The sequence below is a fragment of the Enterobacter cloacae complex sp. OE43NF genome (assembly GCF_023544405.1).
Lineage (GTDB): Bacteria > Pseudomonadota > Gammaproteobacteria > Enterobacterales > Enterobacteriaceae > Enterobacter > Enterobacter cloacae.
This window is the reverse complement of record NZ_JAMJFW010000004.1, coordinates 48,396-63,710: the sequence shown is the minus strand read 5'-3', so window position 1 is coordinate 63,710 and position 15,315 is coordinate 48,396. Positions and strand designations below refer to the sequence as shown.

The window sequence follows — 15,315 nt, the reverse complement described above, 5'->3', positions numbered from 1 at the left end:
CAATTATCGGTATTCCCTGAACACACCCAACAAAGGGTGATACAACCACTGCTCTGTTTCCTCCTCCCGACTTACTCTCAATGTGATTTCGCCATACCGTCGCGACACCGCGGCCAACTCCATTTGCTTGGTCTCGGCCAGCGCCTGTAATACCTCGGCATAATCAATTGCTATCCACGGCTCTACGCCGTCTGCCATGGATAACGCCTGTTCGCAAAATCCTCCCGCAGGTTTTAACACCCCGTTTTCCTGCATCAGGTAAAACTCTGATTCATCGCCTTCCTCTTCCATACTCAAAAAGAAAGTCTCCTGCGGTGAAGCACGACGAAACGGCGTTCGCCGCTGCAATTCACCGTTCCACGTCAGCGGCAGCCGCCACCACGACGCGGCCACCACATTTGATTTATCGCCGCCGTCCAGCAGCGCGGCGCGCAACCGGGCATGCTCCAGCGTCGCCAGCGCATTGCCGGGCAGATTTTCAACGATGCGCGGTATTGCATTTAGTGTGCGATAGCCCTCTTCACTGAGCAGCTCATGGAGATCGTGATGAGGCAGAAGATGGTGTTCGGTTTCAAATCCTGGCTTACAATAAGCCACCTTTTCTCCACGGAGCGCGCGTACATTGCGTTCCAGAATCACCAGGTTTTCAGTATCCGGAACGATCTGGCGATGGCGCTGAATACGCCCCGCAAACTGTATAAGAGAACGCATCGAACTCGGCTCGATAATTCCCCAGTCGGCATCAAAATCGCGCCCAACCTCCAGAACGGATGTGCCGAGCACGACAAAAAGATGGTGCTGTTCCGGTGACGTCAGCGCCTGCTTAACTTCAGGCAACTGCCAAACCAGCGCCGATTTGTGCCGTGTGAACGCGGCATCAAGGCGTTTTTCAATCGCCGCACGCACCGCCAGCGGGTGCTGGCTGTGGTACACGCAATACTGAATGCGGTAATTGTCCGGAGAAGGTAATGCCATCAGCGCCTGCGCGACGGCAACCAGCGGGTTGATGTTCGCCATCCTCACCAGACCAAATGACACGGTTTTGCCGCCTTTATGTGTGCTGTGATGATGACCGTGCAGCGCGATTGTTTGCTGGTGCAACGTCTGCGCCAGCGCAGAGACAACGTCGGCAGTACAGGACGAGTGAGGCTTCACGACGGCCAGTTTCCCCAGGCGAAGCCTGGGCTGCTTTGGCAGACGTTTAATCCGCTGCCTGACAAATTCGCCATGTGCCTGACGGAATTGAGCATCGTCGGCCACATCCTGCGGCTGCGCGCCATACTCATCAAACCAGGCGCAGCAGATACTCATCGGTCTGTCCGACTGACCGCACGCGGCCTGCCAGACTCTCCGCCCTTCCCGATAGGCTTCAAACAGCGCTTCCGTTAATGCAGGGGGCAGCGTTGCAGAGGAAAGCAGTACGCGGGAGCCGAGCATTCCCGCCCAGTTCACCAGCCGACAAAGGGCATGTAAATCATCAACGTCAAAATCATCAGGCTCATCAAGCACCAGATCGCTGGTCAGCAGGCGCAGCATAGCGGGGATCTGCTTGCCACCGCGCACCCCTTCCGTTGCAGGCATCAGGTGATCGAGGGTTGTCACCAGCACCGGAGCACTGACCAGGCGATTGAGCGCCGGTTCTTTCGCCAGCCACTGCTGAGCGATCCCGCTACTGGTTGTCCCTTCGTAATGCACGTAGTGATGGCTGGAGAAGAACGTTTCGTCGCTGGCACTGCGGGGATCTTCGGCGTCATTCCCCTGATAGAGTTCCTTCACTGCTGCGGCACCGGTCACCACGGCCAGCGTGTCGTCATCCAGCCTCAGGCGCGACTGCAAAGCCTGACCCGTCTGCAGCGTCAGCGTGCGTAACCCCAGCGCCACGCTAAAACGACACCCTGCCTGCTCATCTGCCAGAGCGTACATAATCCGGGCATTGGCAAAGGTTTTACCGCATCCGGTCGAGGCCATATTGATGCCGAAAAAGCCCTGCTCAGCACTCTTCTCGCGCAGAGAAGACGCGACGTCCCACGCCTTGTTTTGCCAGTGAAAACGCTCTTCTTTCGCCCTTTCCCGAAACGTTTTATGCCGGGCGATGGCGGGTAATGAACGTCGCAACGCCGGAAGAGAGCGTCCCATCAACAGCGCATGATGGGCGACACCAACATTGTGCTCATCAAGTTTTTGGTTAAGTTCGGTTCCGTGGTGAGTGTTAGCCCACGCCTGTATGGCATCATCCTGCCATCCGGAATAAGCTGGTTGAGAGGAGTAAACGTGATCGGCCAGCATTAGCGACAGGCGGGCGAGATGGAGGGTGAAGATATTATCCATCGTTCCCGCGTGAAGCAGCGCAGGCAGATTCCGGATACGTTTACCAATCTGTCGGGCCTTCTCGCGCCAGGTTTTACTTCTTAGCGGCGTACCGTAGGGGAATTTCCAGACATTTTTAAAATCACGCTCTTTCCACTGATGTTTTTCGGTAGATTTATGATTAAGCGAGTTCCAGTCTGCGTTCAGCTGTTTCTCAAACCAGCCTTCGCAGTAGATCATCTGAGGACGTGTCGAATATGACTGCGGCAAACGGTGATGCGACAAAATCAGCCATACCACCACTTTAGCCAGAGGCGGGAGCTCCCCCAAAAGGCTGCAGTTCTTGTCTGTGTCCATCTTCAACGCTTTCAACATGGCCTTTTCGTCAGCGGCTTTTAGCTGAGTGAGGGATGCCAGCCACTGTTCATCGGTTTGTTTTCCTACAAACGTCTCGAACAGACGAACCGAGATCCACTCATGACGATACGGCTGGCAAATGTGCTTACTTTCCCCCTTAAGCGTCTGCTGGAAGCACATCCCCGCTTTACCAAAATCATGAAACAGCCCGGCAATCGCTGCCAGCAAGGCGATGCTTTCCGCGCTGTGCCAGCGGTGTTCACTGTCGTTCCGGATAATTTGCAGGGTTGTGCGGTTTGTTGGCACGCGCCCTTGCGCGTTAAAGCGACGCAAATTCCCGACAATCCACAACAGTTCACTTTGACCGTTTTTTTTCAGCCAGTGGCAGGCCACGGCGGTGTTACGACGTGCCGTTTTACGCAGCAGCTTGCGCAGCGTAATGGCGCCTTCCATCGTAATCGTCGTCTGCCACGCCGCATCACCCATACGCTCAGCAAACTGATCGATAATCTGGCAGCTTTGCTCGCGCGCACGTTTGGTACACCGAGAGATAATCAGCACATTCATTTTGCGACGCCCCCCAGCGAGTGCGAGGTTTCCTGCAAGGTGGCAATCATCACATCCAGCGCATCGGACTGCTGAAACGCGTTAATGCAGCGCTGACGAAACTGTTGATTATCCTCACCTTCCATAGCCGTAATAAATGCTTGCGGCATAACGAGGGCATCTTTTATTAAATCGGCAATATCAAAAACCAGCCCACCGCGACGGGTTTTACCGTGCATAACCGCCAGACCATGAGGGATCCCCGTCACCCATGCCGCAACCGCAGCCAGTCCGTATGCCAGATAATTGCCCTGATCGAGAAAACGGTTCGCCATATCTGCACCACCGCCCCGTTTGGCTCGGGTAAAACAGCCATAGCCCACCGTCTGGCTTACCAATTTGTAGAGCGATTTTGTGAGCTGAGCTTCCTGGAGCATCAGCGACGTATGATCCTGCGCGTTTTCCATACCCCGCCTTGCACGCTCCAGAATAGTTTCCAGCGCGTCCCGACCTGGCTGAAAAAACGTTTCTCGCTGCATCCGCAGCCCTGCCCACTGTTTTTCGATTTGCTGTAAACGAATAAACTGAAACTGCTTTGCCGCCAGCAGACGTTTCTCTTCATCAAACCAGAATGAGACCCAGTTTTGTAAATATGCCGTGGGACGATATTCGCTTTGCGGGCTGAGCCATGAGACGTCAATATCCACCTCGTTCGCGGAATAAAGCGGCGTGCCGTCCGTTCCACAAAAACCAACCATCACGCCTGCTCGTGCGAACTCCCGCATTGCCATTTGCGTAACGGATGTTCCCATACCCAGCATCACTGCCGTGGTATTGGCGATGGGAATATTCCAGTAAAACGATTCTTTGCCTTCCTGAGTGACATATTCAACGCGCCCACCATTCACCTGAATACGACATTTTTCCTGGTAATAAATATTGGCGCGCTTAGAATGAAGAATAGTTTTTAAGTCTGTTGGAGTGATGCTGTTGACGGGCATGGCGAGGGCTTTAATTTCAATGTGTTGAATGTGCGGTATGTTATCGAAAATAAGCCACAAGCAAATGTGATGGATATCAAACGAATAGTAATTGCAGTGATAATTAAGCGAAAAATCATTTTTCAATTTGAAATATCATTTTTACGAATAATATATGAGCAGAAATATAATTTGTGCGTGAATATATTTTTTATTTAATCTGAAATAGAGGGTACACGTGTGATGCTATTTAATGTTTAAATAGATAGGGTGAATATTGGTGATGGGGACATGTTTGTGCTGTCTGTGCGGCAGTGAACATCCAGTATTGCACCTTTGATTATGTTTTCTCTTTCTAAGCTGCCTGTACGGCAGTGAGCTTAATACTCAATATGTTATCTACTTGCCTGATTTTCTAAGCTGCCTGTACGGCAGTGAGCATTTGCGCCATACCAATTATCGGAGCACTCATTTTTCTAAGCTGCCTGTACGGCAGTGAGCAATCAGCGACATTTTACTTGAAAACGAACTTAATTTCTAAGCTGCCTGTACGGCAGTGAGCGCTCGTTTGAATATGGCGACGACAGCATTACCTTTTCTAAGCTGCCTGTACGGCAGTGAGCAAGCAGTTCTTTCCGAAGACGCTTGACGGCCATTTCTAAGCTGCCTGTACGGCAGTGAACGATGCAAATGTATATCGCGCCCATGCGCTATGTTTCTAAGCTGCCTGTACGGCAGTGAACTATGCGATTAAGCCGACCTGCTGGCCGAATCTTTTCTAAGCTGCCTGTACGGCAGTGAACAAGACAATCGATATGAGTTTGCTCCCGCCACCTTTCTAAGCTGCCTGTACGGCAGTGAACATAAACGCATCACCAATACCGAAGGCGGCAGCTTTCTAAGCTGCCTGTACGGCAGTGAACTGCGAGCGTCTTAGCGCTCTGAGCGCCCTGAATTTCTAAGCTGCCTGTACGGCAGTGAACTGAAAGGAAACAACGCCATCTTATTGTTAGAAAAGAAAATAATCAACTTTTACGCATAAAACCCTTTTTTCAGAAACGTAAATCCGCACCATATAAATCAATGAGTTACGTACACATCAAAAAAAAGGGTTAAACCATTGGCATCAGAGGATCTTTCTCGATTCCTCAGCTCGCACTCAGGAAATAATGAGCATTAACTTTTCTGAAGGTTGAGGTGCAAAGACATCTGCCGCCATTGAATGCGTAATGTCATGAAGCAGTCCCGTCAGGTGTGGCAATATATCGCGGTCAACATGCGACACCAGCAGCACATGGTTTAACGCCCGGCAGTAGTCGCATTTCGTTTCGGTATCCTCCAGCAACCACTCTTTTTGTCGCGGTTGCTCCGCGTCGTCCTCAAATTCCACTACCTGAAAATCACGCATTGATTCTGTGAGGCCGGTTTTCACTTCTTCCAGCCAGGCTCCGAGACAGCGGCATACGGGCTGCGTTTGTGGGAGGGATTTGCAATCGAGGAGGATTTCGGTGAGCAGTGTGCAGCGTTTGGCGAGGGTTGGGAGATCGGGGCTGAGGGAGAGTTCACTGTATAAATGGGCGAAATTGTTTTCTGTATTCATTGGGTAATTCCTTCACACACTTTGAATTTACCACCGCAGGAAACGCCAATTCGCTGGCGGCGGACGAAAAGGAATTGGCGTACCAGTGTGTGTGCTACTGGCGCTTCAAAAGAAGCTTCCGATTCGCCCGCCAGATGCAGATTATACCCCTTTCCATAGGGCGAACGAAGCCTGCAGCATCACTGCTGCTCACACACTTTCAGGACGCCAATCCTGACACCTGATTTTGCAGGTGCGCCGCCATTTTATTACTGTGGATTTATCCAGCAACTGACTTCGAAAGAATCTGGAAAGCGCCTCGCAAAATTCCTCTGCAGGCTGTTGCCCTCACCCCGCCCCTCTCCCACCGGGAGAGGGAGAAAAGCAGGCATAAAAAAACCGGGCTATTGCCCGGTTTTTAGACCTACGTAAGAAGTCAGTGAGCCGCTTCCGGCTTGTGCTTCGCCGCACTCTGGAAATCGTACGTCAGTTCGTTCTTCGCCTGATCCAGTGCCACTGTCACCTGGCCGCCGTCCACCAGCGAGCCAAACAGCAGTTCGTTCGCCAGCGGTTTCTTCAGGTTGTCCTGAATCACACGCGCCATCGGACGGGCACCCATTGCACGGTCGTAGCCTTTCTCAGCCAGCCAGTTGCGGGCCTCCTGGCTCACTTCCAGCGACACGCCTTTCTGATCAAGCTGAACCTGCAGCTCGACGATGAACTTGTCCACCACCTGATGGATCACCTCGGTAGACAGGTGATCGAACCAGATAATGTTGTCCAGACGGTTGCGGAACTCCGGCGTGAAGATCTTCTTGATCTCCTCCATCGCATCGGTGCTGTTATCCTGGTGGATCAGGCCGATGGATTTACGCTCGGTTTCACGGACACCGGCGTTGGTGGTCATCACCAGCACCACGTTACGGAAGTCCGCCTTGCGCCCGTTGTTGTCGGTCAGCGTCCCGTTGTCCATCACCTGCAGCAGGATGTTGAACACGTCCGGGTGCGCTTTCTCGATTTCATCGAGCAGCAGTACCGCATGTGGATGCTTGATCACCGCGTCGGTGAGCAGACCGCCCTGGTCAAAGCCCACGTATCCCGGAGGCGCACCAATCAAGCGGCTGACGGTGTGACGCTCCATATACTCGGACATATCAAAGCGCAGCAGTTCAATGCCCAGCGCTTTGGAGAGCTGCACCGTTACTTCGGTTTTCCCGACACCGGTTGGACCGGCGAACAGGAACGAACCGACAGGCTTATGCTCATGCCCAAGTCCGGCACGGGCCATCTTGATCGCTTCGGTTAAGGCCTCAATGGCTTTATCCTGACCAAAGACCAGCATCTTCAGACGATTGCCAAGGGTACGCAGCGTGTCGCGATCGCTCTGAGAAACGCTCTTCTCAGGAATGCGCGCGATACGAGCCACTACGGACTCAATATCCGCCACGTTGACGGTTTTCTTACGCTTGCTGGCTGGCATCAGACGCGCACGCGCCCCTGCCTCGTCAATCACGTCAATCGCCTTATCCGGCAAATGGCGATCGTTGATGTATTTCACCGCCAGCTCCACCGCAGCACGCACCGCTTTCGCGGTGTAACGCACGTCGTGGTGCGCTTCATACTTCGGTTTCAGGCCGTTGATGATCTGCACCGTTTCCTCGACGGACGGTTCAGTGACATCGATTTTCTGGAAGCGACGTGCCAGGGCACGATCCTTCTCAAAGATGTTGCTGAACTCCTGGTAAGTGGTCGAGCCAATCACACGGATCTTGCCGCTGGAGAGCAGCGGTTTGATCAGGTTAGCGGCGTCCACCTGCCCACCCGAAGCGGCACCCGCACCGATGATGGTATGAATTTCATCGATAAACAGGATGCTGTTGGTATCCTGCTCCAGCTGTTTTAACAGCGCCTTGAAGCGTTTTTCAAAATCACCACGGTATTTGGTGCCCGCCAGCAAAGAGCCGATATCCAGCGAGTAGATGGTGCAATCGGCAATTACTTCCGGTACGTCGCCCTGCACAATGCGCCAGGCGAGACCTTCGGCAATCGCGGTTTTACCCACGCCCGATTCCCCCACCAGCAGCGGGTTATTTTTGCGGCGACGGCACAGCACCTGAATCGCGCGCTCCAGCTCTTTATCGCGACCAATCAGCGGGTCGATACCGCCAACGCGAGCAAGCTGATTAAGGTTGGTGGTGAAGTTTTCCATACGATCCTCCCCGCCTGCTTGCTCTTCATTGTTATTGACCTGATTGCTGGGATCCGATGCCTGGTTAGGCTCGTCTTTGCGCGTGCCGTGGGAAATAAAGTTAACCACATCGAGTCGGCTGACTTCGTGTTTGCGCAGCAGGTAGGCAGCCTGTGACTCCTGCTCGCTGAAGATGGCGACCAGGACGTTTGCGCCCGTCACTTCGCTACGTCCGGAAGACTGGACGTGGAATACCGCGCGCTGCAGCACACGCTGAAAGCTGAGCGTCGGCTGTGTGTCGCGCTCTTCTTCACTGGCTGGCAGCACCGGTGTCGTTTGTTCGATGAAGGCTTCGAGTTCCTGACGTAGCGCCACCAGATCCACGGAGCAGGCTTCCAGCGCTTCGCGGGCAGATGGGTTGCTAAGCAGTGCGAGCAGTAAATGCTCGACGGTCATAAACTCATGTCGGTGCTCACGCGCTCTGGCGAAAGCCATATTTAAACTGAGTTCCAGTTCTTGATTGAGCATAGGCACCTCCCCCAATTTTATGCCTTATCAGGCCTTTTCCAGCGTACACAGCAACGGATGCTCGTTCTCCCTCGCATAGTCGTTCACCATCGCCACTTTGGTTTCTGCCACCTCGGCGGTAAAGATGCCGCAGATAGCTTTGCCACGATAATGAACGGTAAGCATCAGTTGCGTTGCACGTTCTACATCATAAGAAAAGAACTTTTGTAGCACGTCAATAACAAATTCCATCGGCGTGTAATCATCGTTCATTAACATAACTTTATACATAGATGGCGGTTTTAGCGCGTCACGCACTTTGTCTTCCGCCAGCTGGTCAAAATCCAGCCAGTCGTTGGTCTTACCCATTTTGCATAACCACTTTGAATCTACCTCAGATGTTAGATAACAATCATCTATTACTGTCATCCGCGATGTCTGTCACAAACTGTTGCAATAGCGTTAACTGCTTCAAACTTTGGTTGATTATTGTCCCATCTCCAGCGCCAAACGCTTGACGATGTCTTTCGATTCTCTAAATTGTACAAGCGTGAGATGGCGAGGTTTTGAACAGCCCCCACTCCACCACCGGTTCATTCCATCTTAACTTATAAGATTTACGAAGGATGTCGAAGCATGGAAATGGGTACTGTTAAGTGGTTCAACAACGCCAAAGGGTTTGGCTTCATCTGCCCCGAAGGCGGCGGCGAGGATATATTCGCTCACTATTCCACCATTCAGATGGATGGTTACAGAACGCTCAAAGCCGGGCAGTCCGTCCGGTTCGATGTACATCAGGGACCCAAAGGCAATCACGCAAGCCTTATCGTACCGATTGAAGCAGAAACGGTTGCTTAGCTCTCTGTTTTATTGTGTACATCCCGCAGTCAAAATGCCAGCCCGATCGGCTGGCATTTTTATTTTCGGGTTATTCCCGAGCCAGCGCATCCACCGGATCCAGCCGCGCCGCGTTGCGGGCCGGCAGCCAGCCAAACAAGATGCCGGTAAAGGTCGAGCATAAAAATGCGGTAAGAATGGCCACCGGTGAAAACCCAATCTCCCAGCCGGGTAAGAAAATCTGCAGGGCAAAAGCGATCATCATCGACAGCGCAATCCCCATGGCGCCGCCCACCAGACACACCAGCACCGCTTCAATCAAAAATTGCTGCAGCACGTCGCTGGCTCTGGCCCCGACCGCCATGCGAATACCAATTTCCCGGGTACGTTCCGTCACCGAGACCAGCATGATATTCATTACCCCGATACCGCCAACGACCAGCGAAATCACCGCCACCAGCGTGAGGAACAGCTGAAGAGTACGTGTGGTCTTTTCCGCCGTTTTCAAGAGGCCGTCCATATTCCAGGTGAAGAAATCCTTCTTCCCGTGACGCAGGGTTAACAGCCGCTCAAGCTGCTGTTCGGCCAGCGCGCTGTCATAACCCTCCTTCACGCGCACGGTGATGGAGTTCAGCCATGACTGCCCCATAATCCGCCCGGAAATGGTGCTGTACGGTAGCCAGACCCGCAGGATCTTGCTGCTGCCAAACATGGACTGCTTCTCTTCCGCCACGCCAATCACGGTGGCTGGCATGTTCCCTACGAGGATCACTTCGCCCACGACGTTGGTTTTATTGGGGAAGAGCTGTCTGCGCGAGTTCGCATCCAGTACCACCACCTGCGCCCTGCCCGCCAGCTGTTCGGCGTTGAAGGTCGCCCCTTCGCTGAAGGTCATGCCGTAGACGTTGAAATAATCTCCGCTGACGCCATTTGCGCTGGCAGCAACGTCCACGTTACCCACGCGCAGGCGAAGGTTTTGCGACACGGCAGGCGTCGCCGAATTGACCCACGGCTGTTTCTGAATGGCCGCCAGGTCGTCGTATTTCAACGCCTGCTGATACTGCGGTTCGTCATCACCAAAGTCTTTCCCGGGATAGACGTCAATGGTGTTGGTCCCGATAGCGCGAATATCCGCCAGCACCAGCTGTTTGGCTGCATCGCCCACCACCACAATCGACACCACCGATGCAATACCGATGATGATCCCAAGCATGGTCAGCAGGGTGCGCATTTTATTGGCCGCCATCGCCAGCCAGGCCATGGTCAGCGCCTCGCGAAAGCCGCTGGAAAACTGTCCCCAGCCGGTTGCAGCAGGCAAGGCTTCTTTTGGCGCGTCCGCTCTGGACGCACGCGGCGGCGGGTTGCTCACCAGCTCGCCGTCGTGGATCTCGATAATGCGTTCAGCCTGCGCCGCCACCTGCGGATCGTGAGTCACGATAATGACCGTGTGCCCCTGATCGCGAAGCTGATGGAGGATCGCCATCACCTCTTCACCGGAATGGCTGTCGAGCGCTCCGGTGGGTTCATCGGCCAGGATCACCTGCCCGCCGTTCATCAGCGCACGGGCAATACTCACGCGCTGCTGCTGACCGCCAGAAAGCTGTGAGGGCTGATACTCTACCCGCTCCGCCAGGCCAAGACGCGTTAACAGCGCCTGCGCCCGCGCAAGGCGTTTCTTGCGCTCCACACCTGCATAGACCGCCGGGACCTCCACGTTCTGCGCCGCACTCAGGTGAGAGAGCAGATGGTAACGCTGAAAGATAAAGCCGAAGTGTTCCCGACGCAGCTTTGCCAGCGCGTCGCCGTCCAGAGTGGAAACGTCCGTTCCGGCCACGCGGTAGGTGCCACTGGTCGGTTTATCCAGACAGCCAAGAATGTTCATCAGCGTCGATTTACCGGACCCCGACGCGCCGACAATCGCCACCATCTCGCCCGCTTCCACGCGCAGGGAGATGCCCTTCAGCACCTCCACCGGACCATCGCCCGACGGATAGCTGCGACGAATATCAGTCAGCTCAAGCAACGCCGTCATTTCGCCGCTCCGGGCAGGGTTTCGCTGGTGACTACCTCGTCACCCTCTTCCAGCCCTTTCACCACCACCACGTCAGTATCGTTGCGTGCGCCAATCACCACTTCACGCTCGCGCGTCTCGCCGTTGCGTAACACCTTCACCTTATAGCGGTTATCCCCGGCGGATTCCCCCAGCGCAGAGAGCGGAACGGTCAGCACGTTTTTGACGCCGGTCAGCTGAATATGGACCTGCGCGGTCATATCCAGACGCAGCACGCCCTGCGGGTTGGGGACTTCAAAACGGGCATAGTAGAAGATCGCATCGTTCACTTTTTCCGGCGTAGGCAGAATGTCCTTCAGCACGCCTTCATAGCGCGTCTGCGGATCGCCCAGTACGGTAAACCAGGCGTTCTGCCCCGGCTTAAGATGGATAACATCCGCCTCGGAAACCTGCGCTTTCACTAGCATAGTGCTCATGTCCGCCAGCGTCAGAATGTTCGGCGCCTGTTGGGCGGCAATCACCGTCTGACCCTGAAGCGTGGTGATCTGGGTCACTTCCCCGGCCATGGGCGCCATAATCTTCGTATAATCGAGGTTGGTTTTCGCCGTATCCAGCGAGGCCTGGTTGCGCTTGATTTGCGCGTCAATGGTGCCAATCTGCGCCTGTTTCACCGCCAGTTCGGTGGCGGCCGTGTCGAGATCCTGTTTCGAGATCGCCTGCGTTTTGGCCAGCGCCTGCTGACGCGTCAGGGTCACCTGGGCAAGATTACGCTCCGCCAGCGCCTGCGCACGCTGCGCGCGCAGCTCCATCAGCGTGGCTTCCACTTCCCGGATCTGGTTTTCAGCCTGTTCCGGGTCGATAACGCCGAGCAGCTGCCCCTTTTTCACCTTATCGCCAATCTCAACGGACAGCGTTTTTAACTGCCCGCTAACCTGTGCGCCCACGTCAACCTTGCGCAGCGCATCAAGTTTGCCGGTCGCCAGCACGTTTTGCTGCAATTCACCCGGACGGACGATCAGCGTTTGATACTGCGGAACCGGCGCGTTGAGCACTTGCCATAACCAGTATCCGGCCGCTATCACCACTATCGCCAGCAGCAGAAACCACTTTCTGCGTTTTCCCTTAAGGTTCATAAATATTCCAAATAATTATTCTGGCTTACATCAACGTCGATTTTATCTAAACCACTCCTCAACGAAACCCCTGAATTCAGGAAATGCCTGGATTTGTTGACACAACGTTGACAAAGGGCCTGCTGAAATAACGCCATTCCATAAGAAGCAGGATCTCACATGTCTTCCATCGTCGATACACCGTATTCCACTCTGTCGCAGCCTAAATCCGGCTGGCAGCTGTTTAAAAGCCTGGTCACTGGCACCATTACGCCGGGCCTGGCATGGCAAAATCCCGCCTATCGACGTAAGTTTGCGCTTCGCACGCTGGCCACGCCGCTCAGCACCGCACGTCTGCTCTCAAGCCTGGCAAAGCAGCCCCGTTTGATGCAAATGCTGCAGGTCCAGCCTGGCCTGCCCTGTCGCCTGCATCGCCCTTGGCTGACCGTGAATATGGATCGCCCGCATGCGCTGGAAGCCCTGAACTGGCACTACCAGACCATGAGTCACCACCTGCCGGCCGCGCTGCTCAAAGGCTATCTTTCTAAGCAGGGCGTGACGCTCCTGACCTTAACCGGTAAGGATGAACAGCAGTTTACCGTTCGGTTGTGCGCCGATGCGTTCCTGGATAAAGAGGGAGAAGCTACCCTCTTTTTCAGTGACCATCAGGATACCGTGCTGGCGGAAATAACGTTTACGCTGTGCCCGTTTGAAGGCAAAAGCACACTCTTTATCGGCGGTCTGCAGGGGGCGAAAGCCCACGTTCCGCATGAGCTGATCCAGAAGGCAACCAAGGCGTGCCATGGCCTTTTCCCGAAACGACTGCTGGTTGAAGCTGTCATGACGCTCGGCAGCGCCTTTCCGGTGGAGCAGATTGTAGCGGTGAGTAATGCCACCCACATCTATCGCAGCTGGCGATATCGCAAGAAAAAAGAGGGGAAACTGCTGGCGGATTACGACAGCTTCTGGATCTCCCTCGGCGGACACAAACAGGATAACGGTAACTTTGAACTGCCGCTTGCCATGCCGCGTAAGTCCATGGAAGAGATTGCCAGTAAAAAACGCGCGGAATATCGCCGCCGCTATGAGCTGCTGGATAGCCTGACGGAGCAGGTCACCCAGGCAACCCGACGTTAATCGGCTTTCCCGCGTGCCAGCCACAGGACGCGGGAGAACATTTTACGCAGCAGAGTAGGCACCGATTCGATCCCTCTCCGCCCTGCTTCTGTTGCCACTTCAATGGCTAAATCCGGTTTTGAAGAGCGGTGGATCGCTTTGGCGATCACGCGCCGCATGTTCATCGGCACATCGACCGGCACCATCGCTATCCTGTGGAACACGTCATCGAACCCCTGGCGGTACATAAAGTGCTCCATGTCCATGGCAGGCAGCATGGTTAAATGATCCCGCTCTTCTTCTCGCTCATCGTTCAACAGGCTGCGCACGGTGGATGCGTATTTTTTACCCGCCTCATCGCCGTCGACCAGCACGTGCCATTCTATGCCCATCCGCCGGGCGAATTTGATCAGCGGCTTTAACCCTGACTGCGCAAACTCGATGACCTTAATCCCCTCCGCATCAAAATGGTGGCCGCACTGGCGCGCCAGCTCGTTGATGACCCAGGTCTCGGTTTCCCCCTCCACCAGAAGCCAGCAGCGGGCAAAAAGCGACGAGGCGCGATTAAAGCGGATATGAAACGCAATACGGCGACCATCCTCGGCATTCATCCCTCCCGGCCCCAGCCGGTAAGCAGAAACGCGCGATGATTCACGCACCAGGCGGCAAACATACTCGACCGGCGTCAGCGACAACAACTCGCCGGAATTGGTGGTGGTAATGCGCTGAAGCGGCAGCAGATTCAACAGGTGCCAGGCAACGGAGAGCATGATGGGGTGCAGACGTGTTTCCGGATCTTCCACCAGCAGCAGCGGACGCGCATCGCGATCCAGACGAACGGTTCCCTTGGCCTGCAGAAGAGTGGAAAACAGCCCCAGCAAAATCACCCGATGAGTGCGTCCGCCGGGCCGGTCGATCATCCGGTTAATGATATCGAGATAGCGCCAGCTTCGTTGCTCATCATGGGATCGACGGCGCATCAGACGATGGCGCGACTGCGAGGTCCCCTGCTCGGAAAAATAGTGCTCCAGCAGTTGCACCATGGCAGAGAGCCCCTGGCGGATTTGCCCATCGGTGAGATTTTGCGGACGCGAAACCAGCTCGCGTGCCAGGAAATCAAGCTCGCGGGCGGTGACTTCTACTTCCGGCATATGCGGCACGGTACCGTTACGGATACGCCGCATAAAACGCGCATCGCGCAAGCGTAGCACCGGCATCAAACGAATCAGATGCCGGGCCAGCTCGTCGATATTGTCCAGCGGTATGGGGTTGCCTTTCTGGTCGAGAAATTCACGCAGGGTCAGCACCCCTTCATTCTCTGACATCTCGCCTTCCAGACGATAAAAAATACGGTGGAAGCCATCGTCGCTCTGAACCCAGCACGGTGACATCGGGCGGAAGCGACGCACCCGGTGACGCCCCGGCTCGGATTCGCGGAACGTCAGAATGATATGGAGATGCTTCTCACGGCCGTTGACATCGCCGGGCGGAAACCAGAAATCATCATGAACGAAGTGATACAAATCGCCCTCGGGCGAAAGCAGCAGCGTCAGCGCGTCCAGCAGACTGGACTTACCCCAGGCGTTCTCGCCGATGAGGACGTTATTCTGCTCCAGCTGGAGTGACAGACGGTTTATACCGCGAAACCCGACAATTTCCACACGTTCGAGAAGCATACATCCCCCGAGAAATGATCACTTTTTCCTTTAAGTTATCAGCAGTATAGCGGCAGGATGCCGCGCAGAACACTGTCAGGCCTCCTGATTATTTTGTCT

The 15,315-nt window shown here is 54.6% G+C and carries 10 protein-coding genes and 1 CRISPR repeat array; of the genes, 2 read left to right on the top strand and 8 right to left on the bottom strand.

Annotated features, from left to right (window positions below; translation table 11 throughout):
• Window positions 1-3 precede the first annotated feature (3 nt).
• From cas3f to clpS, 5 genes are all read right to left on the bottom strand, one after another.
• Entirely contained in the window at window positions 4-3,231 is a 3,228-nt protein-coding gene (gene cas3f, locus M8370_RS03325) for a type I-F CRISPR-associated helicase Cas3f (RefSeq protein WP_250020480.1), read from the bottom strand.
• On the bottom strand, window positions 3,228-4,211 hold the full coding sequence (gene cas1f, locus M8370_RS03320) for a type I-F CRISPR-associated endonuclease Cas1f (protein ID WP_250020479.1): 984 nt from the start codon (window positions 4,209-4,211) through the stop codon (window positions 3,228-3,230). Before cas1f ends, cas3f begins: the two co-directional genes overlap by 4 nt.
• Before the next feature lie 331 nt (window positions 4,212-4,542).
• Window positions 4,543-5,173: a CRISPR direct-repeat array (repeat unit 28 nt; unit sequence TTTCTAAGCTGCCTGTACGGCAGTGAGC).
• A gap of 176 nt (window positions 5,174-5,349) precedes the next feature.
• Window positions 5,350-5,790, bottom strand: a complete 441-nt coding sequence (locus M8370_RS03315) for a hypothetical protein (protein WP_250020478.1) — start codon at window positions 5,788-5,790, stop codon at window positions 5,350-5,352.
• Window positions 5,791-6,205: 415 nt separating this feature from the next.
• A complete protein-coding gene (gene clpA, locus M8370_RS03310; protein ID WP_023622164.1) occupies window positions 6,206-8,485 on the bottom strand; it encodes an ATP-dependent Clp protease ATP-binding subunit ClpA in 2,280 nt (759 codons plus the stop codon).
• Between the two features lie 27 nt (window positions 8,486-8,512).
• Window positions 8,513-8,833 (bottom strand): ATP-dependent Clp protease adapter ClpS, encoded by a 321-nt coding sequence (gene clpS, locus M8370_RS03305; RefSeq protein WP_006174393.1) that lies wholly within the window; start codon window positions 8,831-8,833, stop codon window positions 8,513-8,515.
• A gap of 267 nt (window positions 8,834-9,100) precedes the next feature.
• On the opposite strand from clpS, the gene cspD reads away from it, so the two are divergent.
• Window positions 9,101-9,322: a cold shock-like protein CspD gene (gene cspD, locus M8370_RS03300; RefSeq protein ID WP_008499993.1), complete on the top strand. Its 222-nt coding sequence runs from the start codon at window positions 9,101-9,103 to the stop codon at window positions 9,320-9,322.
• 70 nt (window positions 9,323-9,392) lie between these two features.
• Here cspD and macB read toward each other — a convergent pair whose 3' ends face one another.
• Both macB and macA read right to left on the bottom strand, forming a co-directional pair.
• The gene (gene macB / locus M8370_RS03295; protein WP_250020477.1) at window positions 9,393-11,333 is read right to left on the bottom strand and encodes a macrolide ABC transporter ATP-binding protein/permease MacB; all 1,941 of its coding nucleotides are present in this window, start codon (window positions 11,331-11,333) and stop codon (window positions 9,393-9,395) included.
• Window positions 11,330-12,445 (bottom strand): macrolide transporter subunit MacA, encoded by a 1,116-nt coding sequence (macA, locus tag M8370_RS03290; RefSeq protein ID WP_219246896.1) that lies wholly within the window; start codon window positions 12,443-12,445, stop codon window positions 11,330-11,332. The genes macB and macA overlap by 4 nt, the downstream gene beginning before the upstream one ends.
• A 159-nt stretch (window positions 12,446-12,604) precedes the next feature.
• Here macA and M8370_RS03285 point away from each other — a divergent pair, with 159 nt between their 5' ends.
• The gene (locus M8370_RS03285; protein ID WP_038419018.1) at window positions 12,605-13,561 is read left to right on the top strand and encodes a VirK/YbjX family protein; all 957 of its coding nucleotides are present in this window, start codon (window positions 12,605-12,607) and stop codon (window positions 13,559-13,561) included.
• Here the strand turns inward: M8370_RS03285 and M8370_RS03280 are convergent.
• On the bottom strand, window positions 13,558-15,216 hold the full coding sequence (locus M8370_RS03280) for an ATP-dependent endonuclease (protein ID WP_013097329.1): 1,659 nt from the start codon (window positions 15,214-15,216) through the stop codon (window positions 13,558-13,560). The genes M8370_RS03285 and M8370_RS03280 overlap by 4 nt on opposite strands.
• Between the last annotated feature and the right edge of the window lie 99 nt (window positions 15,217-15,315).

Bases quoted from the DNA above. Each gene is read 5' to 3' on its own strand.
- cspD (WP_008499993.1), top strand. From the start codon at position 9,101: ATGGAAATGGGTACTGTTAAGTGGTTCAACAACGCCAAAGGGTTTGGC.
- M8370_RS03285 (WP_038419018.1), top strand. From the start codon at position 12,605: ATGTCTTCCATCGTCGATACACCGTATTCCACTCTGTCGCAGCCTAAA.
- macB (WP_250020477.1), bottom strand. From the start codon at position 11,333: ATGACGGCGTTGCTTGAGCTGACTGATATTCGTCGCAGCTATCCGTCG.
- M8370_RS03315 (WP_250020478.1), bottom strand. From the start codon at position 5,790: ATGAATACAGAAAACAATTTCGCCCATTTATACAGTGAACTCTCCCTC.
- cas1f (WP_250020479.1), bottom strand. From the start codon at position 4,211: ATGCCCGTCAACAGCATCACTCCAACAGACTTAAAAACTATTCTTCAT.
- clpS (WP_006174393.1), bottom strand. From the start codon at position 8,833: ATGGGTAAGACCAACGACTGGCTGGATTTTGACCAGCTGGCGGAAGAC.
- macA (WP_219246896.1), bottom strand. From the start codon at position 12,445: ATGAACCTTAAGGGAAAACGCAGAAAGTGGTTTCTGCTGCTGGCGATA.
- M8370_RS03280 (WP_013097329.1), bottom strand. From the start codon at position 15,216: ATGCTTCTCGAACGTGTGGAAATTGTCGGGTTTCGCGGTATAAACCGT.
- cas3f (WP_250020480.1), bottom strand. From the start codon at position 3,231: ATGAATGTGCTGATTATCTCTCGGTGTACCAAACGTGCGCGCGAGCAA.
- clpA (WP_023622164.1), bottom strand. From the start codon at position 8,485: ATGCTCAATCAAGAACTGGAACTCAGTTTAAATATGGCTTTCGCCAGA.